We start from the raw sequence: 19,565 nt of genomic DNA on the forward strand, positions 1-19,565 counted from the left end.
ACCCCCATAACTGTCCGAATGAATCCGAGTTGGTGGCAGCGCCTGGGAGTGACCCGCGAACGCCCTATGAGCAATTATTCTGCAGCGCAGACGATTACGCTCGATCTCTAGACCCGCGATCCAACTCCAGCAGAACAGTCCGTCCTGCGGTAACCAACCCGCGAATATCAGACTTGACGACGCGTCGACAAACGACACGCTCGCCAATCATCAGGTCCATTCGGCAACGGAAGCGGGCGCCACGACGACGGTCATGGCGCCCGCTTCCCCCTGCCCACTTGACAAAGCGAATTACATATCAGGGCGTTGGCTGAAGTTGTTTCGCGATGAGAGGGGTGATCTCGTCGGCCAGGTAGCTATGTCCGGCGTCGGTGGGGTCCTTGCTGTAGGAGCTGATGAGGATGGATTGGCCGACGAACCAGCCGTCGGCTATCGGGTCGACGAACGTGGCCCCGGACGCGGAAGCTTCGGTCTTCAGTACGTTGCGCACCTGTTGGATTCCGGGCGGTGGCGCGGTGTTCATCCAGGCCGGGCCGATGACGAGAATCTTCGCCGCCGGAGCGGCGGTCCTGACATCCGCCAGCGTGCGCCGAACGGCTGCGGTGAGCTGGTTCGCGGGAACGGCGGCATCGTTGCGTGACCCGAACAGGACGACCAGCTGGTCGGTGGAGCCGACCACGTTGGGAATCTGGTCGGCGAACACATGGCCGTCCTCGCCGGGTTGCACGTAGCCGGACCCGGCTTCGAACCCGACCGCGGGATCGATCGGGATGCCCTGCTGATCGAGCCTGTCGGCGACAAGGGCAGGCCACCCCATCAGCTCTTTTCCGCCAGTCGCGGAGCCCCCGGTGTACGAGTCCCCGATGATCGCCAGGGCGGCGGGTGCCTGCGGTTCGGGCGAGATCGGTGTGGTGTAGCGGGACACGTAGTCCGGCGGCGTGTGACTACAGCCGGCCACGGCCCCGATCAGACACAGGACCGCAATGAGGTAACGCAACCGGACCTCCGTGATGAGTTCGATCTCATTCGATGGTTGAAGCGCGACACTGCGGGTGTTTGCGGGGTAACGCGTTCCAGGCGCACGAAGCACCTCAGGGTTTTGCAGTTTGCCAGGACGTGATGTTCTTCCTGCAATTCTAATGACGATCGACTGTCGGCGCGTGCTGAAATCTGCGGCAACGCCGGCCTCCGGCCATGGTTGCGGTATCTGTATTGCCTGTTCAGGATCTACTTCGACTGCTGGCCCAGCAATATTTACCGCAACGACAACGGCGGCACACCCGCGCGTCAACCGGAGCGGAACGAGGTGGGCGTCATCCGCATGAAGAATTGCTGTGGCGCCGTGCGGCGCTGGGTGGCGGCCCGCTCGGTCCTGCCCGATCTGCGCCCGGGGATTCAGTCTGCGCGTCTACCATCGCAGTATGAATACCGACCGCCACTCGCGGCGTTGCCGGGCTGCTGGAGCCGGTCTCGCGCTGGTCGCGATCCCGATCCTCGGCTTCATTTCACCACCGGCCGGCCATGCCCAGGACGAATGCGTGGCGAACCCGCAATCTCTCGAATGCATGATGAAGTCTGACAACGGGTTTGGCGGTTCGGGTGTGCATGACGACTGGACCCAACCCGGCGACCTCGTGATTCCGGCCGGCGGGGGACCGCCACAGGTCGCCGTTGCGCCCGCGCCTCCCGGTGCCCCGGTAGTCACAGCGGGAGGCGGGGCGCCCGTCATTCCCGCCGGACCGCCAATCGGTTAACCACGGTCACCCGCCTGCGGGAGCGTGCCCGACCGCGTCAAGACGCAGATGGCGGTCGGCGGCGGGCGGACTGGTCGCCGAACGTCGACGCCTAATCCAGGTAGTCGCGCAACACCTGGGACCGGCTGGGATGCCGCAGCTTGCTCATGGTCTTCGACTCGATCTGCCGGATCCGCTCGCGGGTGACCCCGTAGACCTGTCCGATCTCGTCGAGGGTGCGCGGCTGACCGTCGGTCAGGCCGAACCGCAGCCGCACCACCCCGGCTTCACGCTCCGACAGCGTCTCGAGCACCGATTGCAGCTGATCTTGTAGCAGCGTGAACGAGACGGCGTCGACGGCCACCACGGCCTCGCTGTCTTCGATGAAATCGCCGAGCTGGCTGTCACCCTCATCGCCGATGGTCTGGTCGAGCGAGATCGGCTCACGCGCGTACTGCTGGATCTCCAGCACCTTCTCCGGCGTGATGTCCATCTCCTTGGCCAGCTCTTCGGGAGTGGGCTCGCGGCCCAGGTCCTGAAGCAGTTCGCGCTGGATGCGGCCGAGCTTGTTGATGACCTCGACCATGTGCACCGGGATCCGGATGGTGCGGGCCTGGTCGGCCATCGCGCGGGTGATGGCCTGGCGGATCCACCAGGTGGCATAGGTGGAGAACTTGTAGCCCTTGGTGTAGTCGAACTTCTCCACCGCGCGGATCAGACCCAGGTTGCCCTCCTGGATGAGGTCCAGGAAAGCCATGCCGCGGCCGGTGTAGCGCTTGGCCAGTGACACCACCAGACGCAGGTTGGCTTCCAGCAGATGATTTTTCGCGCGATCGCCGTCGCGGCAGATCCACTGCATGTCGCGGCGCTGCTGAACGGGCAGCTTCTCACCCTTGTCGGACTTCTCGGCCATCAGCTGAGTCGCGTACAGGCCGGCCTCGATCCGCTTGGCGAGTTCGACCTCCTCCTCGGCGTTCAGCAGCGCGACCTTGCCGATCTGCTTGAGATAGGCGCGAACCGAGTCCGCCGAAGCGGTCAGTTCGGCGTCTTTGCGGGCCTGCCGAAGCGCCTCGGACTCCTCTTCGTCCCACACGAAGTCACCGGAGGCCTTGTCCTTTTCGGATGGCTCGGCGATGTCGTCCTCGTCGGTGGATTCGCCCTCGGGGGCGGGCGCCTTCTTGGCGGCGGGGGCGGCCTCGCCGCCCTCGCCATCGTCGCTGTCGTCGTCGGAGGCCTCGTCGGTGTCGTCATCCGCCTCGTCGGCGACATCCGCGAGGTCGTCGAGTTCCAGATCGTCGTCGGCTACGTCGAGAACGGGGTCGCCCTCCAGGTCGTCGTCGAGGTCCTCATCGCTGACGAGCTCGGCATCACCGTCGGCAGCGCCCTCGGCGGGCGCGGCGTCCTTCTTGCTCCGGCCGCGGGCGGCAGGCGCCTTCTTCGCGGGAGCCTTGGTGGCGCGCCCCTTGGTCGGGGTGTCGGTGGTCTCCGAATCAGCGGCGTCCGCTGCGGCGCCGCGAGGCGCGGCCTTGCTGGCGCGTTTGGCCGGCGCGGATCCGTTGGCGGCCGGCTTGGATTGGCTGGCCGCCGGCTTCTTCGCGGGAGTCTTGGTGGCGGTGCGCTTCACCGGCTCGTCGGTTGCCGGGCTTGCCTTCGTCGCTGCCACGTACACCCTTTCGGTCGTGCTGACTCTCGGTGGGCGCGGGGGCGCCACCGAAAGCGTCGGCTATGAGGACTGTTGGCGTGGATCTCGTGTTCGGATTCTCGCCGCTATCCGGTAGGCGGCCGCCGTCGACCATTGTAACGACAGTGTGGGCTTCCACCGCGCCGAGCGGGCAAAATCAGCGCGTGACGTCGGCTTGCGCTGCCATCGCCGCGCCCACGATGCCGGCTTCGTTCTGCAGTTCCGCGGCGACCACCGGGGTCCGGTTCTTCAGCAGGGGGATCCACTTGTCGGCCTTGCGGCTGATGCCGCCGCCGGCGATGAACAGCTCAGGCCAGATCGCATTCTCGATGCTGACCAGCACTTTCGTGACCTCCTCTGTCCACCGCTCGTAGCTCCAGTCCTTGCGTTCCTTCACCGACGAGGCGGCCCGGTGCTCGGCTTCCTTGCCGCCCACCTCGAGATGGCCAAACTCGGTGTTGGGTAGCAATTGCCCGTTGTGAATCACCGCCGACCCGATTCCGGTGCCGAACGTCAGCAGTACGACGACGCCGTTCTTGTTGCGTCCAGCACCGTGGCGCTGCTCGGCCAGGCCGGCGGCGTCGGCGTCGTTGAGCACCGTGACGTGCTGTCCGCCGAGGGCCGAGCTGATCTCCGCGGCGGCGTTGGTGCCGATCCAGCCCTTGTCGACGTTGGCCGCGGTCTGCACCACGCCGTTGACGACCACCCCGGGGTAGGTGACCCCCAGCGGGCCCGTCCAGTCGAAGTGTCGAACCACCTCGGCGACGGTCGTGGCCACCGCGGCCGGTGTCGAGGGCTGTGGGGTGTTCAGCTTGAAGCGGTCCCCGATGAGTTTGCCGGTGTCGAGATCGACGATGCCGCCCTTGACCCCGCTGCCCCCGACATCGACCCCGAAGCCGCGGTTCTGTCCGGGGTTGGTGGATTCGGTCACGGGCATGGGCTGCTCCTCGGCGAGGCGGGCGGTCGGCGCGATCCACACATTAGTGGGTACGCGCCCCGGTGTGCTGCGATAGGCGGGTGACCGATAACCGGCCTGAACAATTGCGGGTGGTGGCCGAGGGGTTGGCCGCCGAAGCGGCCGCCTTCGTCCGCACGCGCCGCGCGGAGATCTTCGGCGACGACAACGACGCGATCAGCCCGGATTCGGTGCAGCCTGGATTGGTACAAACGAAGAGCACGCCGACCGATCCGGTGACCATCGTGGACACCGAAACCGAACTGCTGCTGCGGGATCGGCTGGCTACGCTGCGTCCCGGTGACACGATCCTCGGCGAGGAGGGCGGCGGTCCGGCGGCAGGTGACGACGATGTGGTCTGTTGGGTCATCGACCCGATCGATGGGACGGTCAATTTCGTCTACGGCATTCCGGCTTACGGCATTTCGATCGCCGCCCAGCTCGGCGGCGTGTCGGTGGCGGGTGCGGTGGCCGATGTGGTCAGCGGTGACGTGTACTCGGCGGCGGCGGGCCACGGCGCGCACGTGGTGAGGGCAGGGCAGCGCCGAGCGCTTCGCTGCAGCGCGGTCACCGAGCTGCCGGTGGCGTTGGTGGGCACCGGCTTCGGCTACGCACCGCAGCGGCGAGCCGACCAGGCCGCGTTGCTGGCCCGGCTGCTGCCGCTGGTGCGTGATGTGCGGCGGATCGGGTCGGCCTCCCTGGACTTGTGCATGGTCGCCGACGGCCGCCTGGACGCTTACTACGAGCACGGCCTGCACGTCTGGGACTGGGCGGCCGGGGCGCTGGTCGCCACCGAGGCCGGGGCGACGGTACTGCTGCCGCTCGCTGACGGTTCAGGCGGGGACGGCGCGCTGCTGCTGGCCGCAGGGCCCGGCATCGCCGCGACTCTCGTGGACGCGTTGAAGCGGGCCGGCGGACTGCGAGTGCTGCGGTAGCGGCTCAGCAGGTGCCGTTGTGGATTTTGGTCAGCAGCGCCGAGTCGGCGGGTTCGGTGGCGTCCGGACGCAGACCGGCCAGGACGGCGTCGATGTCGTCGCTGTGGGCCAGCGTCGTGAAATCGGTGCCGAGGGCCAGATCCACCGAATCGTCCTTGCGATCGTCCTGGAACAGCTCGACGCAGGGCGCGACCAGCCACACGGCGGCCGCCCCGGCCCGTCCGCTGGCACCGAAGCGGATCTGACCCCGGCAGTTCAGCCGGGTGGTGGCATAGATCGGGTCGTTGGCAGCGGTGGGCTGGGCGAAGCCGAGGTCCCTGAGCGCGCCGGCGATCTCACCCGCCTGTCCGCCCTGGCCGCTGGCGTTGAGCACCCGGATCTTGGTGTCGACCAGTTTGGCCGGTGCGACGTCGAGCATCGATGAGTGCGACACCTGCTCACCAAGCGTGGGCGCGTTCGGATCGGCGGCCGGTGGCGGCGGGTTGCAGGCCTCTGCTTCCCGCACGTCGACCGGGCGAGTCAGCACAAACGCCCACACCACGGCGGTGATCGCGAACATCACAGCCACGGCGATGAGTCCGGGGAGGTAGTTGCGCCGCCGGAACGGGCGGCCGTGCTTGTCGAAGGCCGTGCCCTCCGTGATTTGTGCGACCACGGGTGCACTCTAGAGGCAGTCGGTGGGTGTCGGTGGAACACGCCCGCCCAACCAGATCAATAGATGTGACGTAAATCACACATCGCTTCTGTGTGATCTGGGCACGAATCGTTTGGCGGATCCGTTCGACGCTGATACAAAGCCATGCTGAGGTTACGAGGGGACAACAAATGGCTACCGACTACGACGCTCCACGGCGCACCGAGACCGACGACGTGTCCGAGGACTCGCTCGAGGAGCTGAAGGCACGCCGCAACGAGGCGCAGTCGGCCGTGGTCGATGTCGACGAAACGGATTCTGCGGAGAATTTCGAACTGCCCGGCGCCGATCTGTCCGGCGAGGAGCTGTCGGTGCGGGTCGTCCCGAAACAGGCCGACGAGTTCACCTGCGCGAGCTGTTTTTTGGTGCACCACCGCAGCCGGTTGGCCAGTGACAAGAACGGCGTGATGATCTGCACGGACTGCGCGGCCTGACGGGACGATCAGCTGCCGTCTTGTGACGATGCGGGCCGGGACATCAGTTCCGAAGCGCAGACAGCACCCGATCGGGATGACGAGCGCTGACCAGCCAATACGGCGTTGGATCGTCCGGATCGTCGAGAACGACCAGGACCAGCGGGCCCACCCAGCCGCGGTGCAGCACGTAGGCGGCCGGATCGAGTTGGCGACCCAGCGCCGCCGACTTCGCCGTTCGCGGGACCTCGGCCGACCGTGAGACCACTGACATCGGCAGGTGGGCCTGACCGGCCCACAGCTCCACGTCTCCGTTTTGACCGTCAGTCACCACCCGAACCTCGGTGCGGCTCAGCCAGAGCAAGACGCCCACCGCGACGGCGCCGAGCAGCGTGTAGGGCAGCCAGCTGGGCAGTGTGCGGACACCCATGGTGACCTCCTTGGCGATCAGTGCCGCCAAGGCCAGGCCGAGCGGCCACCACCACCACGGGACCCAGAGCCGCTCGCGGTACCGCACGGTTTGCGAGGTCACACGCGAACCAGACACGCGGCCAAGGGTAGTCTGTGGCACCGTGCCCACCAGTCTTGCGGTGGTTCGCCTAGACCGCGATCTCCCGATGCCCAGCCGCGCCCACGACGGCGATGCGGGCGTGGATCTGTTCAGCGCAGAAGACGTTGACTTGGCGCCCGGCCAGCGTGCCCTGGTGGGTACCGGCATCGCCGTGGCGATCCCGCACGGCATGGTCGGTCTGGTCCATCCGCGCTCCGGTTTGGCTGCGCGCGTGGGGCTTTCGATCGTCAACAGTCCCGGCACGATCGACGCCGGCTATCGCGGCGAGATCAGAGTGTCGTTGATCAACCTCGACCCCACCACGCCGATCAACATCCGGCGCGGTGACCGCATCGCCCAACTGCTGGTCCAGCGGGTCGAACTTCCAGAGCTGGTCGAGGTGGCCTCGTTCGACGAGGCCGGACTGGCTGACACCACCCGTGGCGTGGGCGGCCACGGATCCTCCGGCGGACATGCGAGTTTGTGATGGCATTCGGCAGACGCAAGAACGACCCAGATACCCGTGAGACCGCGGACGAAACCCCGGGCGGCCCCGCGGCCACCGCGGCGGCGGAACCCGACGACGCCGATGACGGCTACGAGGGCGGCCCTTTCGACCTCGAGGATTTCGACAATCCTGGTGACGCCGTGGCCGCCCGGCTCGACCTCGGCTCGGTGCTGGTGCCGATGTCCCCGGACGGCCAGATTCAGGTGGAATTGAACGAAGTGGGCGTGCCGAGTGCGGTGTGGGTGGTCACCCCCAACGGGCGGTTCACCATCGCCGCCTACGCCGCTCCGAAGTCGCCGGGTCTGTGGCGGGAGGTGGCCGGCGAGCTAGCCGCTTCGCTGCGCAAGGACAACGCGCAGGTGTCGATCGAGGACGGCCCCTGGGGCCGTGAAGTCGTCGGCACCGGTGCCGGGGTGGTGCGTTTCATCGGTGTCGACGGCTATCGCTGGATGATTCGTTGTGTGGTCAACGGCGCCCCGGAAACGATGCCCGGCCTTGTAGCGGAAGCGCGAGAAGCGTTGGCGGACACAGTCGTACGACGCGGTGACACGCCGTTGCCGGTCCGCACGCCGCTGCCGGTTCAGCTGCCCGAGCCGATGCTGGAGCAGTTGCGCCAGGCCGCCGCGCAGCAGGCCCAAATGGTGGCTGCCCAGCAGGCGCAGGAACAGCAGGCGCAGGGCCAGCCTCCGACCGAGCGGCGCAGCGCATCGGGCTCGGCGATGCAGCAGTTGCGCAGCACCAGCACCGGCGGTTAGTCGCCTGCATCGTCGAGCGCTCGGGTCGGATGGGCGCTCTCCTCCTCAGGCTCGTGCCGCGCCTGCATCGTCGAGCGCCGCCAGACACGCCGCGCCCAACACCGACGGGTCGGGACCGAAATCCTCGAGGCTGACCGTCCGCAGCGCCGCGTACGGTGCGGCGGCCACCCATTCCACCGCCACCTCCAGCGGATGGATCGGGTCGTCGGCAGCGCCCACCACACCCATCGGCACCGTCAGGCGCTCCAGTTCGCCGATGCTCGGGGCGGCGTAGCCGGCGGCTTCTTCCATCGCGTCGGGCAGCTCGGGCCACTGGCCCAGCCAACTGCGGGTCAGCTCGTCGGCCAGCCAGGCCGGGCTCGACGCCCGCATCTGAGCGGTCGTGGCGACCAGGCCGGTGGTGCGCAACTGATGGGCGGTGTGCCGCGCTGACAACGCGGCCGGAGCCGACTGTGGCGCCCCGGTCCACGGCGGCAGCGCGGCCAGCACCGCCACGGCGCGGCCCGGGTGCGCCACCGCCCACGCCACGGCCACCGCCGCCCCGATGGACACCCCTCCGACCACGACCGGAGCCTGCCGGGACGCGTCGTCGAGCGCATCCAGGTAGCTGGCGATCAGCCGGCCCGGCTGGGGCGGTGGCGTGGTGACCACCGCACCGACTCCGTGCAGCGGCCCGGCGAACGCCCGGTAGACGTAATCGTCGTCGGAGCCCGTTCCCGGCAGCAAGACTGTTGTCACGCCGCGAAATGTGATCGTCATCTCATGATCCTGCCTTGTGATGGATTAGCAACAGCCGTCCCGGGTATGCCACATGGCATTGGGGAACTAACAGGTCTACCGTTGCGTTGGCATTGTGATCCGCTGGAGTATCAGGAGAGGCCATGGCTACGGCCGAAAGTTTTGTCCGCCGTCTCACCCGTCGGCTGACGGAGGACCCTGAACAGCGGGACGTCGAGGTACTCACCGACGAAGCTGCGAGCACCGGCGCGCAGCGGGCGATCGATTGCCAGCGTGGCCAGGAGGTCACCATGGTGGGGACCCTGCGCAGTGTGGAGACGAATGCCAAAGGCTGTGCCGGTGGAGTGCGTGCCGAGCTGTTCGACGGCACCGACACCGTGACCCTGGTGTGGCTGGGACAGCGCCGCATCCCCGGGATCGAATCGGGTCGTACCCTGCGCGTACACGGCCGGTTGGGAACATTGGAGAACGGCACCAAGGCGATCTACAACCCGCACTACGAGATCCAGACTTGAGCCTTCCAGCCGACAACGAAGACACCGCAAACACCGAAGAGGCGACTCCCGCCGCGAAGTCACCCGCCCAGGCGCTGTTGGCCCAGATGGGTGGCTTCAGCGGGCTGATCTATTCCGCACTGCCGGTGGCGGTGTTGGTACCGGTGAATACCGCGTGGGGCCTGATGCCGGCCATCGCCGCGGCGCTGGGCGTGGCGGCCCTGATCCTGGTGTGGCGCCTGATCCGTCGCGATTCCGTACAGCCGGCGGTGTCGGGATTCATCGGGGTCGGGATCAGCGCCCTTATTGCCTGGTTCGTCGGGGCGTCGAAAGGCTACTTCCTGCTTGGCATCTGGACGTCGCTGATCTGGGCGTCGGTGTTCGCGCTGTCGGTGCTGATCCGCCGGCCGGTGGTCGGCTATATCTGGAGCTGGGTCAACAGCCACGACCGTGCCTGGCGCGGCAGCCGGCGCGCGGTATTGGCCTTCGATGTGGCGACGTTGACCTGGGTGCTGGTGTTCGCGTCACGATTCGTGGTGCAACGCCACCTCTACGACCTCGACCAGACCGGCTGGCTGGGGGTCGCCCGTATCGCGATGGGCTGGCCGCTGACCGCGGTGGCAGCGCTGGTCACCTACCTGGCGATCCGTGTCGCCCAGCGCGCAATTCACGCCGAGCACGCCGAAGGCCGCGACGCGGACGGCGCGACGGCCGGCGACTGACCGCTACCCGGACGAAGCCGTCAGCACGGTCGTGCGCAGCTCGTCTTCGACCTCGGGGGCCGCGACGAACAGCAGCTCGTCGCCGCCTTCGAGCGGTTCGTCCGCTTCGGGCACGATCACCCGCGGGCCGCGCAGGATCGTCACCAGCGTGGCATCGCGCGGCAGGACGAGCTTGCGCACTGGGCGCCCACCCCACGGGGTGTCGTCGGGCAGGGTGATCTCGACGAGGTTGGCATGGCCCTGGCGGAACTGCATCAGCCGCACCAGATCGCCCACCGCGACGGCCTCCTCGACCAGCGAGGCGAGCATCCGCGGGGTGGACACCGCCACATCCACGCCCCACGCGTCGTCGAACAGCCACTCGTTGCGGGGATCGTTGACCCGGGCCACCACCCGCGCCACCGCGAACTCCGTCTTGGCCAGCAGTGACAGCACCACGTTCGCCTTGTCGTCACCGGTGGCGGCGACGACGACGTCGAATTCCTGCAGGTGCACCGATTCCAGCAGGCTGATCTCGCAGGCGTCCCCGAGCCGCCAGTGCGCAGCCGGGATGGCGTCGACGTCGAGATGCTCGGCGTTGCGCTCGATGAGCGTCACCTCGTGCTCGTTCTCGAGCAGTTCGCGGGCGATCGATCGGCCGACCGCACCCGCCCCGGCGATCGCCACCTTGAGCCGTTTTTCGCCCATCTCTTCAGTGCCCCTCTCCGACGTCCGGGCCGGGCGGCAGCGCGGCGATGGCCAGCGCCTCCGCGGCACGCCCGGATACCGCCGCGATGTAGACCTGGTCACCGGCCTGAACGACGGTCTTCGGCTCGGGCAGGATGCCCGTGCCGAACCGGATGACGAACGCGACCCGCGCCCCGGTGGCGTCCTCGAGGGAGGTGAGCCGGTGACCCACCCAGCCCTCGTGCAGGGTCGCCTCGGCGACGGCCATCGTGCCGGTCGGATCACGCCACTTGGTGGTCTCGGTGTCGCCGACGAGCGCGTTGAGCAACCGGTCGGCGGTCCAGGGCACGGTGGCCACGGTCGGAATGCCGAGGCGCTCGTAGACCGCGGCACGCTTGGCGTCGTAGATGCGCGCGACGACGCGCCGCACCCCGAACGTCTCGCGGGCCACCCGTGCGGAGATGATGTTCGAGTTGTCGCCGGATGACACCGCGGCGAATGCATCGGTGTTCTGAATCCCAGAGCGCAGCAGCACTTCCCGGTCGAATCCCATGCCGAGGACCCGCTCGCCGGAGAAGTCGGGCGAGAGCCGGTGGAAGGCCGTCGCGTCCCGATCGATGATCGCCACCTCATGGCCGATCCGGGACAGCGAGTCCGCCAGCGAAGCGCCGACGCGGCCGCACCCCATCACCACAACCCGCACCTGGCGTCCTCTCGACTTTGCCGTGCGTCGCCTCGCTGCGAACCGGGGCCGCGGAGTGGCTGACCGATGCGCGCGGACAACGACCGTACGGGGAACGCTACAGCCAAAGCGCCATGGGCTTACTCTTGGCACTCGTGTCTAAGCTTTCGACCGCCGCCCGTCGGCTGGTCCTGGGGCGCCCTTTCCGCAGCGACAAGTTGAGTCACACGCTGCTGCCCAAGCGCATCGCCCTGCCGGTCTTCGCCTCCGATGCCATGTCCTCGGTGGCCTACGCACCCGAGGAGATCTTCCTGGTGCTCTCCGTGGCCGGGTTGTCGGCGTACGCGATGGCGCCGTGGATCGGGGTGGCCGTCGCGGTGGTCATGCTCGTGGTGGTGGCTTCCTACCGCCAGAACGTGCACGCCTACCCGTCCGGCGGTGGCGACTACGAGGTGGTGACCACCAACTTGGGCCCGACGGCGGGCCTGACGGTGGCCAGCGCTCTGCTGGTCGACTACGTCCTGACCGTCGCGGTGTCGATGGCCTCGGCGGCGTCGAACATCGGATCGGCGATCCCGTTCGTCGACACCCACAAGGTGTGGTTCGCGGTGGCGGCCATCGTGGTGCTGGCGTCGATGAACCTGCGTGGCATGCGTGAGTCGGGGACCGCGTTCGCGATTCCCACCTACGCGTTCATGATCGGGATGTACATCATGCTCGGCTGGGGCTTGTTCCAGATCTACGTGCTGGACATCCCGCTGCAGGCAGAATCCGCCGGTTTCGGGGTACACAACGAACACGGCAAGGTGTTGGGGTTCGCGCTGGTGTTCCTGGTCGCCCGTTCATTCTCCTCGGGCTGTGCGGCGCTGACCGGCGTGGAGGCGATCAGTAACGGTGTGCCCGCGTTCCGCAAGCCCAAGTCGCGCAATGCGGCGACGACGCTGGCCATGCTGGGCTTCATCGCCATCTCGCTGTTCATGGGCATCATCCTGCTGGCCAAGGCGACCGGGGTGAAGGTGGCCGACGACCCGCAAAGCCAGCTCATCGGGGCGCCGGACGACTACCAGCAGAAAACCCTGGTTGCCCAGCTCGCCGACGCGGTGTTCCACGACTTCCCGGTGGGGCTGTTCCTGATCACCGGGGTCACCGCGCTGATCCTGGTGCTGGCGGCCAACACCGCCTTCAACGGATTCCCGGTACTGGGCTCGATCCTGGCCCAGGACCGCTACCTGCCGCGGCAGCTGCACACCCGTGGCGACCGGCTGGCCTTCTCCAACGGCATCCTGTTCCTGGCGGCGGCCGCGATCGCGTTCGTCGTCGCCTTCCGCGCCGAGGTCACCGCGCTGATCCAGCTCTACATCGTGGGCGTGTTCGTCTCGTTCACCCTCAGCCAGATCGGCATGGTCCGGCACTGGACACGACACCTGCGCACCGAGACCGACCCGCGCGCCCGCGCGCACATGATGCGCTCGCGAGTGATCAACACGATCGGCTTCATCGCCACCGGTGCGGTACTGATCGTCGTTCTGGTCACCAAGTTCGTCGCCGGCGCCTGGATCGCCATCCTGGCCATGACAAGCCTTTTCATCCTGATGAAGGCGATCCACCGGCACTATGACACCGTGGCCCGCGAACTGGCCGAGCAGGAGGCCGAGGAGGGCGAGGTGGTCCTGCCCAGCCGCAACCACGCCGTCGTGCTGGTCTCCAAGTTGCACCTGCCGACGCTGCGGGCCCTGGCCTACGCCAGGGCCACCCGCCCCGACGTGCTGGAGGCCATCACCGTCAACGTCGACGACTCCGAGACCCGCCAGTTGGTGCACAAGTGGGAGGACAGCGACATCACCGTCCCGCTGAAAGTCGTTGCCTCCCCGTATCGGGAGGTCACCCGGCCGGTGCTGGACTACGTCAAGCGGATCAGCAACGAAGCCCCCCGCACGGTCGTGACGGTGTTCATCCCCGAATATGTGGTCGGGCACTGGTGGGAGCAGGTGCTGCACAACCAGAGCGCGTTGCGGCTGAAGGGCCGGTTGTTGTTCATGCCCAATGTGATGGTGACTTCGGTGCCGTGGCAACTGACTTCGTCGGAACGGTTGCATGAGTTGCAAACGCAGAATGCGCCCGGCGATGTGCGCAGAGGCTTCCTGGAGTGATTCGATAGTGGCGCAGGGGGATGCGGTCGAGCTGGTGCTCACCACCGGTGCGGCCGCCAACGGGGGCAGCTGCGTGGCGCGCCACGAGGGCCGGGTGGTGTTCGTTCGCTATGCGCTGCCCGGCGAGGTCGTGCGGGTGCGCGTGACCGGCGACCGCGGATCGTATTGGCACGCAGAGGCAATCGACATTCTCGAACCCTCGCCCGACCGGGTGGAGTCGCTGTGCCCGATCGCCGGTGTCGGTAAGGCCGGCTGCTGTGATCTGGCCTTCGCCGCGCCCGATGCCGCCCGCGTGCTCAAGGGCCAGGTCGTGGCCAACCAGCTGGCGCGGTTGGGTGACTTCGCCTGGGACGGGGTGGCCGAGCCGGTCGGCGACGGCTCGGCCCGCGGCTGGCGAACTCGGGTTCGGCTGGCGGTGGATGCTAACGGCCACGCCGGATTTCACCGCTACCACAGTGCCGAGCTGGTCACCGACCTACGCTGCGGGCAACTGCGTGAGGGGTTGCTCGACGGAATGGATGCAGTGCGCTGGCGCCCCGGTGACCAGGTGCACGTGGTCACCGACGACGACGACACTCGGCACGTGGTCTGCACCAATCGTCAGCAGCGGCGCGGCCACCGCGCCGAGGGCTCCTACGACGCGGTGCAGCGGGTAGGGAGCCGCGCCTGGCAGGTGCCGGTCACCGGTTTCTGGCAGGCCCACCGCGACGCCGCGACGACTTACAGCGCGCTGGTGGCCGGCTGGTCGCAGGACATCGCCGGGGGTACGGCGTGGGACCTGTACGGCGGTGCCGGACTGTTCGCCGCCGTGCTGGCCGACGCGGTGGGCGAGCATGGCCGGGTACTGACGGTGGACACCTCGCGGCCGGCGTCCGGTGCGGCGCGCGCGGCACTCGCAGATCTGCCCGCTGTCGAGGTGGTCACCGATTCGGTGCGCCGGGCGCTGACCGCGCAGCGCGGCGGTGCCGACATCGCCGTGCTCGATCCGCCGCGGTCGGGGGCCGGGCGCGAGATCATCGATCTGCTCGCCCGGGCCGGCGTACCACGGGTGATTCACATCGGGTGTGAGGCGGCGGCGTTCTCCCGCGACATCGGCTTGTATCGGGGGCACGGCTATGCCGTCGAGCAGATCCGGGTATTCGATTCGTTCCCACTGACCCACCACATCGAGTGCGTGGCGCTGCTGACGCGGTGAAAGTCGCCACCTCGACTAGGCTGGGGCCAGGCGTGCCGGGAAGTCTGGTCGGCGTTGCATTTTCCGTACCCGTTGATGCCTGAGGTGGATTAGTGGCCGACCGCAAGCCGTCGCTGCACCGTGCGTTGTTCGCTCAAGGATCGTGGGCGGAGACCTCGCGGATCACCACGATCCTGCGCAAGGAGACCGTCGGCGGGGCGCTGCTGCTGCTGGCCGCCGCGATTGCCTTGATCTGGGCCAACTCGCCATGGTCGGCGGCTTACCACAGCCTCACGCAATTCCACGTCGGCACCGATCGGCTGGGCCTGCACCTGGATCTCACGCTGGGCGGCTGGGCGGCCGACGGGCTGCTGGCGATCTTCTTCTTCGTCGTCGGGCTCGAACTGAAACGGGAGTTCGTCGCCGGCGACCTGCGTGACCCCGGCCGTGCCGTGCTGCCGATCGCCGCGGCGGTCGGCGGCATGGTCGTTCCGGCTGTGATCTTCGTCGCATTCACCCTTGGCGCCGGTCCCGGCGCCACCGGGGGGTGGGCCATCCCGACGGCCACCGACATCGCGTTCGCGGTGGCGGTGCTGGCCGTCATCTCCACCCACCTGCCGTCGGCGCTGAGGACGTTCCTGCTGACCCTGGCGGTGGTGGACGACCTGCTCGCCATCTTCGTGATCGCGGTGTTCTACACCGACAAGATCAAGATCGTCCCACTTCTGCTGGCGCTGATCCCGCTGGCGCTGTTCGCGGTCCTGGTCCAGCGGCGGATCCAGACGTGGTGGCTGCTCGTCCCGCTGGCGCTGCTCACCTGGGCGTTTGTCCACGAGTCCGGGGTTCACGCCACCGTCGCGGGGGTCCTGCTCGGATTCACGGTCCCGGTGCTGCGCAGTGCGGCGGCTGGCGGCCCGGATGCCGGACCGGGGCTGGCCGAGCACTTCGAGCACGTCATGCGTCCGGTGTCGGCGGGGTTCGCGGTGCCGGTGTTCGCCTTCTTCGCCGCCGGTGTGACCTTCGGTGGCTACACCGGATTGGTGAGTGCGCTCACCGACCCGATCGCCCTGGGAATCGTCGCCGGTCTGGTGGTGGGCAAGACGCTGGGGGTGTTCGTCACCACCTGGCTGCTGGCCGCCGCGACCCGCGCGAGCCTCGATTCGGCCCTGCGCTGGATCGACGTGTTCGGCATGTCGCTACTGGCCGGCGTCGGGTTCACGGTGTCGCTGCTGATCGGCGAATTGGCCTACGAACCGAGCTCAGCTCGCGACGATGTGGTCAAAGTGGCGGTACTCGCGGGCAGTTTGCTGGCCGCGGCCCTGGCGGCGATCGTGCTGCGGCTGCGCAACCGGCAGTACCGGTTGTTGTGGGAGATGGAAACCCGGGATCGCGATCGCGACGGTGTGCCCGACATCTACGAGTCTCATCAGGACTGATCCGCGCGCGGGTGCGTAGACTGGCCAGATGCTTGAACAGGTTCGCGGCCCTGCCGATCTGCAACACCTGTCCCAAACGCAGCTGACCGAACTGGCCGCCGAGATTCGCCAGTTCCTGATCCACAAGGTCGCTGCCACGGGCGGACACCTCGGGCCCAACCTCGGCGTCGTCGAGCTCACGCTGGCGCTGCACCGGGTGTTCGATTCGCCGCACGATCCGATCCTGTTCGACACCGGGCACCAGGCGTACGTGCACAAGATGCTCACCGGGCGCGCCGCCGACTTCGACACGTTGCGCAAGCGCGACGGCCTGTCGGGATACCCGTCGCGGGCCGAAAGCGAGCACGACTGGGTCGAGTCGAGCCACGCCTCGGCGGCGTTGTCCTACGCCGACGGGTTGGCCAAGGCGTTCGAACTGACCGGGCACCGCAACCGCCACGTGGTGGCGGTCGTCGGCGACGGCGCGCTGACCGGCGGCATGTGCTGGGAAGCGCTGAACAATATCGCCGCCGCCCGCCGGCCCGTGGTGATCGTGGTCAACGACAACGGCCGCTCCTACGCCCCGACCATCGGCGGATTTGCCGATCACCTGGCCGGACTGCGGTTGCAGCCGGGCTACGAGCGGTTCCTCGAGCGCGGCCGGGTGGCTGTGCGCGGGATGCCCGTGGTCGGCGAGGCCTGCTATCAGGCCATGCACAGCGTGAAGGCGGGCATCAAGGATGCGTTGTCCCCGCAGGTGATGTTCACCGACCTCGGCCTCAAATACGTCGGCCCGATCGACGGGCACGACGAGCATGCGGTCGAGACGGCGCTGCGTCATGCGCGCGGCTTCAACGCCCCGGTGATCGTGCATGTGGTCACCCGCAAGGGCATGGGCTACGCGCCGGCGGAGAACGACGAGGCAGAGCAGATGCACTCGTGCGGGGTCATCGATCCGGGCACCGGTCTGGCCACCAAGTCCGCGGCGCCGGGCTGGACATCGGTGTTCTCCGATGCGCTGATCTCCTACGCCGCCAAGCGGCGTGACATCGTGGCGATCACCGCGGCGATGCCGGGCCCGACCGGCCTGTCGGCGTTCGGCGAACGCTTCCCGGACCGGCTGTTCGACGTCGGGATCGCCGAACAGCATGCGATGACCTCAGCGGCCGGGCTGGCGATGGGTGGGCTGCACCCGGTCGTCGCGATCTATTCGACGTTCCTCAACCGCGCCTTCGACCAGATCATGATGGATGTGGCCCTGCACAAGCTGCCGGTCACGATGGTGCTGGACCGGGCCGGGATCACCGGCAACGACGGCGCCAGCCATAACGGTGTCTGGGACTTGTCGATTCTCAACGTCGTTCCCGGCATCCGGGTGGCTGCGCCGCGCGATGGTGCCCGGCTGCGGGAGGAACTGGGCGAGGCGGTCGAGACCACCGACGGCCCGACTGCCATCCGCTTCCCCAAAGGTGAAGTGGGCGAAGATATTCCCGCAGTTGAGCGAGTGTCGGGCGTTGACATCCTGGCGTGGCCCGCTGACGGCCTCGGCAACGATGTGCTGCTCGTCGCGGTCGGATCCTTCGCGCCGATGGCTCTCAAGGTTGCCGAGCGACTGCGCAACCAGGGAATCGGGGTGACTGTCGTCGATCCTCGCTGGGTGATTCCAGTGCCCGATGCTCTTGTCCCGCTTGCTGATTCGCACAAGTTGGTCGTGACGGTGGAGGACAACGGCGTGCGCGGGGGCGTCGGCTCGGCGGTGTCCGCTACGTTGCGTGCCGCCGAGATCGATGTGCCGTGCCGCGATATCGGTGTGCCGCAACAGTTCTTGGACCACGCCGGGCGCGGCGAGGTGCTTGAGCTCGTGGGCCTAACGGAGCAGAACATCGCCCGGCAGGTCACCGGCTGGGTGGCTGCGCTGGGTGCGCTCGACGACACGGTCACCGACTCCGCCGACAAGGCGTAGGCGCCGCCGAAACGTCGGCGTGTCGGCGACCTTTATGTCTGCTCCCCAGCGGGCGGTGTCTGCGGCTCGGCTGACGCGCTGAGCGCCTGGGTCAATACCGGAACCGCCAGGGCGCGTTGCCACTGCCTGGCTCCGCCGGCACGCAGGAAGTCCTCGATCGCCCCGCCGACGTCGGCGCTGTCCTTCCAGTCCCAGCACAGCCTGCGCACGAGCTCGGGGGAGACCAGGTTCTCGGTCGGGACGTGCACCTGCGCCGACAACTCGGCGAGCTGGGCACGGGCGGCGTCGAGTCGCGCCGCCGCCTCGGGCTTGCGCTTGGCCCAGCGCACCGCCGGCGGCGGGCCGTTCTGCGGCTCGGCGCTCTCCGGCGGATCGGGATTGGCGCGCGCCGACTCCAGCGCGGCCAGCCAGACGTGTGCACTCTTGCGCTGCTTGTGCCCACCGAAGATCGGCAACTTCGTCAGATCCTCGGCGGTCCTGGGATCGGCCACGGCCGCGGCGATGATCGCCGAATCAGGCAGGATCCGCCCCGGGGCGATGTCGCGGCGACGGGCGATCTGATCGCGCACTGTCCACAATTCCCGGACCGCTGCCAGCGTGTGCCGGTTGCGGACCTTGTGGATCCCCGATGTCCGCCGCCACCGATCACGACGGGTGGGTACCGCGTCAGCGTTCCGGAGGTATTCGAATTCTTCTGCGGCCCAATCGCTTTTGCTCTGCTCGGCCAAGACGTCGGCGATCGCCTCACGCAGCGCGATAAGCACCTCGACATCGAGGGCGGCGTAGTTGAGCCACGCGTCGGGAAGGGGGCGCTTGGACCAGTCCGCCGCCCCGTGCCCCTTGGCCAACCCCAGTCCCAGCAGTCGCTGCACCATGGCCGCCAGATTGACCCGCTCGAAGCCCGCCAGCCGGCCGGCCAGCTCCGTGTCGTACAGGGCGGGCGGGCGCATACCGACCTCGGCCAGGCACGGCAGATCCTGGTCGGCGGCGTGCAGGATCCATTCGTCGGTAGCCAGCACCTCGGCCACCGGCCGCAGCACGTCGATCGGGCTGTTGCCGTGGTTGACCGGATCGATGAGCACCGTGCCCGCGCCGCTGCGCCGGATCTGGATCAGGTAGGCGCGGTTGGAGTAGCGAAATCCCGACGCCCGCTCGGCGTCGACGGCGAACGGTCCGGTCCCTGCGGCGAGCTGGTCTGCCGCGCGCGCGATCTCGTCGACACTGACCGACAACGGCGGAACGCCCTCGGCCGGGCGCAGCAACGGCGTCGCCTGTGCGGTGTCGTCCGCCGGGGTCTCGGACGCCGCGGTGGCAGCGTCATCATCGGTTTCTGGCAT

20 protein-coding genes are annotated in these 19,565 nt (G+C 68.0%); 11 read left to right on the top strand and 9 right to left on the bottom strand.

The window, feature by feature from the left end; genetic code table 11:
* Positions 1 to 298: 298 nt before the first annotated feature.
* Positions 299 to 997, bottom strand: coding sequence for an SGNH/GDSL hydrolase family protein (locus ORI27_RS21285; protein ID WP_265999024.1), 699 nt, complete (start codon positions 995 to 997; stop codon positions 299 to 301).
* 424 nt (positions 998 to 1,421) lie between these two features.
* Here ORI27_RS21285 and ORI27_RS21290 point away from each other — a divergent pair, with 424 nt between their 5' ends.
* Positions 1,422 to 1,754 (top strand): hypothetical protein, encoded by a 333-nt coding sequence (locus ORI27_RS21290; RefSeq protein WP_265999026.1) that lies wholly within the window; start codon positions 1,422 to 1,424, stop codon positions 1,752 to 1,754.
* 91 nt (positions 1,755 to 1,845) lie between these two features.
* Here the strand turns inward: ORI27_RS21290 and ORI27_RS21295 are convergent, their stop codons facing one another.
* Positions 1,846 to 3,396 (bottom strand): RNA polymerase sigma factor, encoded by a 1,551-nt coding sequence (locus tag ORI27_RS21295; protein WP_265999028.1) that lies wholly within the window; start codon positions 3,394 to 3,396, stop codon positions 1,846 to 1,848.
* A 175-nt stretch (positions 3,397 to 3,571) separates the two neighbouring features.
* Complete coding sequence (ppgK, locus tag ORI27_RS21300) at positions 3,572 to 4,351, bottom strand: polyphosphate--glucose phosphotransferase (protein ID WP_265999030.1); 780 nt, start codon at positions 4,349 to 4,351, stop codon at positions 3,572 to 3,574.
* Positions 4,352 to 4,431: 80 nt separating this feature from the next.
* Between ppgK and ORI27_RS21305 the strand changes: the two genes are divergently transcribed.
* Complete coding sequence (locus ORI27_RS21305) at positions 4,432 to 5,304, top strand: inositol monophosphatase family protein (protein WP_265999032.1); 873 nt, start codon at positions 4,432 to 4,434, stop codon at positions 5,302 to 5,304.
* Between the two features lie 4 nt (positions 5,305 to 5,308).
* Here ORI27_RS21305 and cei read toward each other — a convergent pair whose 3' ends face one another.
* A complete protein-coding gene (gene cei, locus ORI27_RS21310) occupies positions 5,309 to 5,959 on the bottom strand; it encodes an envelope integrity protein Cei (RefSeq protein ID WP_265999034.1) in 651 nt (216 codons plus the stop codon).
* 170 nt (positions 5,960 to 6,129) lie between these two features.
* Here cei and ORI27_RS21315 point away from each other — a divergent pair, with 170 nt between their 5' ends.
* The gene (locus ORI27_RS21315) at positions 6,130 to 6,432 is read left to right on the top strand and encodes a DUF4193 domain-containing protein (RefSeq protein WP_265999035.1); all 303 of its coding nucleotides are present in this window, start codon (positions 6,130 to 6,132) and stop codon (positions 6,430 to 6,432) included.
* Positions 6,433 to 6,475: 43 nt separating this feature from the next.
* On the opposite strand, the gene ORI27_RS21320 is transcribed toward ORI27_RS21315, so the two are convergent.
* The gene (locus ORI27_RS21320; RefSeq protein ID WP_265999036.1) at positions 6,476 to 6,958 is read right to left on the bottom strand and encodes a DUF3093 domain-containing protein; all 483 of its coding nucleotides are present in this window, start codon (positions 6,956 to 6,958) and stop codon (positions 6,476 to 6,478) included.
* Positions 6,959 to 6,983: 25 nt separating this feature from the next.
* Between ORI27_RS21320 and dut the strand changes: the two genes are divergently transcribed.
* Positions 6,984 to 7,448, top strand: a complete 465-nt coding sequence (dut, locus tag ORI27_RS21325; RefSeq protein WP_265999037.1) for a dUTP diphosphatase — start codon at positions 6,984 to 6,986, stop codon at positions 7,446 to 7,448.
* Positions 7,448 to 8,224 (top strand): DUF3710 domain-containing protein, encoded by a 777-nt coding sequence (locus ORI27_RS21330; protein WP_265999038.1) that lies wholly within the window; start codon positions 7,448 to 7,450, stop codon positions 8,222 to 8,224. The genes dut and ORI27_RS21330 overlap by 1 nt, the downstream gene beginning before the upstream one ends.
* A 45-nt stretch (positions 8,225 to 8,269) precedes the next feature.
* Here ORI27_RS21330 and ORI27_RS21335 read toward each other — a convergent pair whose 3' ends face one another.
* Complete coding sequence (locus ORI27_RS21335) at positions 8,270 to 8,983, bottom strand: alpha/beta hydrolase (protein WP_265999039.1); 714 nt, start codon at positions 8,981 to 8,983, stop codon at positions 8,270 to 8,272.
* A gap of 122 nt (positions 8,984 to 9,105) precedes the next feature.
* Between ORI27_RS21335 and ORI27_RS21340 the strand changes: the two genes are divergently transcribed.
* Both ORI27_RS21340 and ORI27_RS21345 read left to right on the top strand, forming a co-directional pair.
* Positions 9,106 to 9,477: an OB-fold nucleic acid binding domain-containing protein gene (locus tag ORI27_RS21340; RefSeq protein WP_265999040.1), complete on the top strand. Its 372-nt coding sequence runs from the start codon at positions 9,106 to 9,108 to the stop codon at positions 9,475 to 9,477.
* Positions 9,478 to 9,563: 86 nt separating this feature from the next.
* Positions 9,564 to 10,178 carry a DUF3159 domain-containing protein gene (locus tag ORI27_RS21345; RefSeq protein WP_265999128.1) on the top strand — a complete coding sequence of 205 codons (615 nt, stop codon included), beginning with the start codon at positions 9,564 to 9,566 and terminating at the stop codon, positions 10,176 to 10,178.
* A 3-nt stretch (positions 10,179 to 10,181) separates the two neighbouring features.
* Here the strand turns inward: ORI27_RS21345 and ORI27_RS21350 are convergent, their stop codons facing one another.
* A complete protein-coding gene (locus ORI27_RS21350) occupies positions 10,182 to 10,865 on the bottom strand; it encodes a potassium channel family protein (protein WP_265999042.1) in 684 nt (227 codons plus the stop codon).
* Between the two features lie 4 nt (positions 10,866 to 10,869).
* Positions 10,870 to 11,547 carry a potassium channel family protein gene (locus ORI27_RS21355; RefSeq protein ID WP_265999043.1) on the bottom strand — a complete coding sequence of 226 codons (678 nt, stop codon included), beginning with the start codon at positions 11,545 to 11,547 and terminating at the stop codon, positions 10,870 to 10,872.
* A gap of 134 nt (positions 11,548 to 11,681) precedes the next feature.
* On the opposite strand from ORI27_RS21355, the gene ORI27_RS21360 reads away from it, so the two are divergent.
* From ORI27_RS21360 to dxs, 4 genes are all read left to right on the top strand, one after another.
* Positions 11,682 to 13,676: an APC family permease gene (locus ORI27_RS21360; protein WP_265999045.1), complete on the top strand. Its 1,995-nt coding sequence runs from the start codon at positions 11,682 to 11,684 to the stop codon at positions 13,674 to 13,676.
* Positions 13,651 to 14,871, top strand: a complete 1,221-nt coding sequence (locus ORI27_RS21365; RefSeq protein WP_265999046.1) for a class I SAM-dependent RNA methyltransferase — start codon at positions 13,651 to 13,653, stop codon at positions 14,869 to 14,871. Before ORI27_RS21360 ends, ORI27_RS21365 begins: the two co-directional genes overlap by 26 nt.
* 92 nt (positions 14,872 to 14,963) lie before the next feature.
* Positions 14,964 to 16,286, top strand: a complete 1,323-nt coding sequence (gene nhaA, locus ORI27_RS21370) for a Na+/H+ antiporter NhaA (protein ID WP_265999047.1) — start codon at positions 14,964 to 14,966, stop codon at positions 16,284 to 16,286.
* Positions 16,287 to 16,314: 28 nt separating this feature from the next.
* Entirely contained in the window at positions 16,315 to 18,228 is a 1,914-nt protein-coding gene (gene dxs, locus ORI27_RS21375; RefSeq protein ID WP_265999048.1) for a 1-deoxy-D-xylulose-5-phosphate synthase, read from the top strand.
* A gap of 32 nt (positions 18,229 to 18,260) precedes the next feature.
* Here dxs and ORI27_RS21380 read toward each other — a convergent pair whose 3' ends face one another.
* The gene (locus tag ORI27_RS21380; RefSeq protein WP_265999049.1) at positions 18,261 to 19,565 is read right to left on the bottom strand and encodes a ribonuclease D; all 1,305 of its coding nucleotides are present in this window, start codon (positions 19,563 to 19,565) and stop codon (positions 18,261 to 18,263) included.

Origin of the sequence: Mycobacterium pinniadriaticum, from assembly GCF_026242045.1 — a bacterium.
GTDB classification, from domain to species: domain Bacteria; phylum Actinomycetota; class Actinomycetes; order Mycobacteriales; family Mycobacteriaceae; genus Mycobacterium; species Mycobacterium pinniadriaticum.

Excerpts from the sequence above, each read along its gene's own strand:
- ORI27_RS21290 (WP_265999026.1), top strand. The coding sequence starts at position 1,422 with ATGAATACCGACCGCCACTCGCGGCGTTGCCGGGCTGCTGGAGCCGGT.
- ppgK (WP_265999030.1), bottom strand. The coding sequence starts at position 4,351 with ATGCCCGTGACCGAATCCACCAACCCCGGACAGAACCGCGGCTTCGGG.
- ORI27_RS21315 (WP_265999035.1), top strand. The coding sequence starts at position 6,130 with ATGGCTACCGACTACGACGCTCCACGGCGCACCGAGACCGACGACGTG.
- ORI27_RS21330 (WP_265999038.1), top strand. The coding sequence starts at position 7,448 with ATGGCATTCGGCAGACGCAAGAACGACCCAGATACCCGTGAGACCGCG.
- ORI27_RS21335 (WP_265999039.1), bottom strand. The coding sequence starts at position 8,983 with ATGACGATCACATTTCGCGGCGTGACAACAGTCTTGCTGCCGGGAACG.
- ORI27_RS21340 (WP_265999040.1), top strand. The coding sequence starts at position 9,106 with ATGGCTACGGCCGAAAGTTTTGTCCGCCGTCTCACCCGTCGGCTGACG.
- ORI27_RS21345 (WP_265999128.1), top strand. The coding sequence starts at position 9,564 with ATGGGTGGCTTCAGCGGGCTGATCTATTCCGCACTGCCGGTGGCGGTG.
- ORI27_RS21350 (WP_265999042.1), bottom strand. The coding sequence starts at position 10,865 with ATGGGCGAAAAACGGCTCAAGGTGGCGATCGCCGGGGCGGGTGCGGTC.
- ORI27_RS21365 (WP_265999046.1), top strand. The coding sequence starts at position 13,651 with ATGTGCGCAGAGGCTTCCTGGAGTGATTCGATAGTGGCGCAGGGGGAT.
- dxs (WP_265999048.1), top strand. The coding sequence starts at position 16,315 with ATGCTTGAACAGGTTCGCGGCCCTGCCGATCTGCAACACCTGTCCCAA.
- ORI27_RS21380 (WP_265999049.1), bottom strand. The coding sequence starts at position 19,565 with ATGCCAGAAACCGATGATGACGCTGCCACCGCGGCGTCCGAGACCCCG.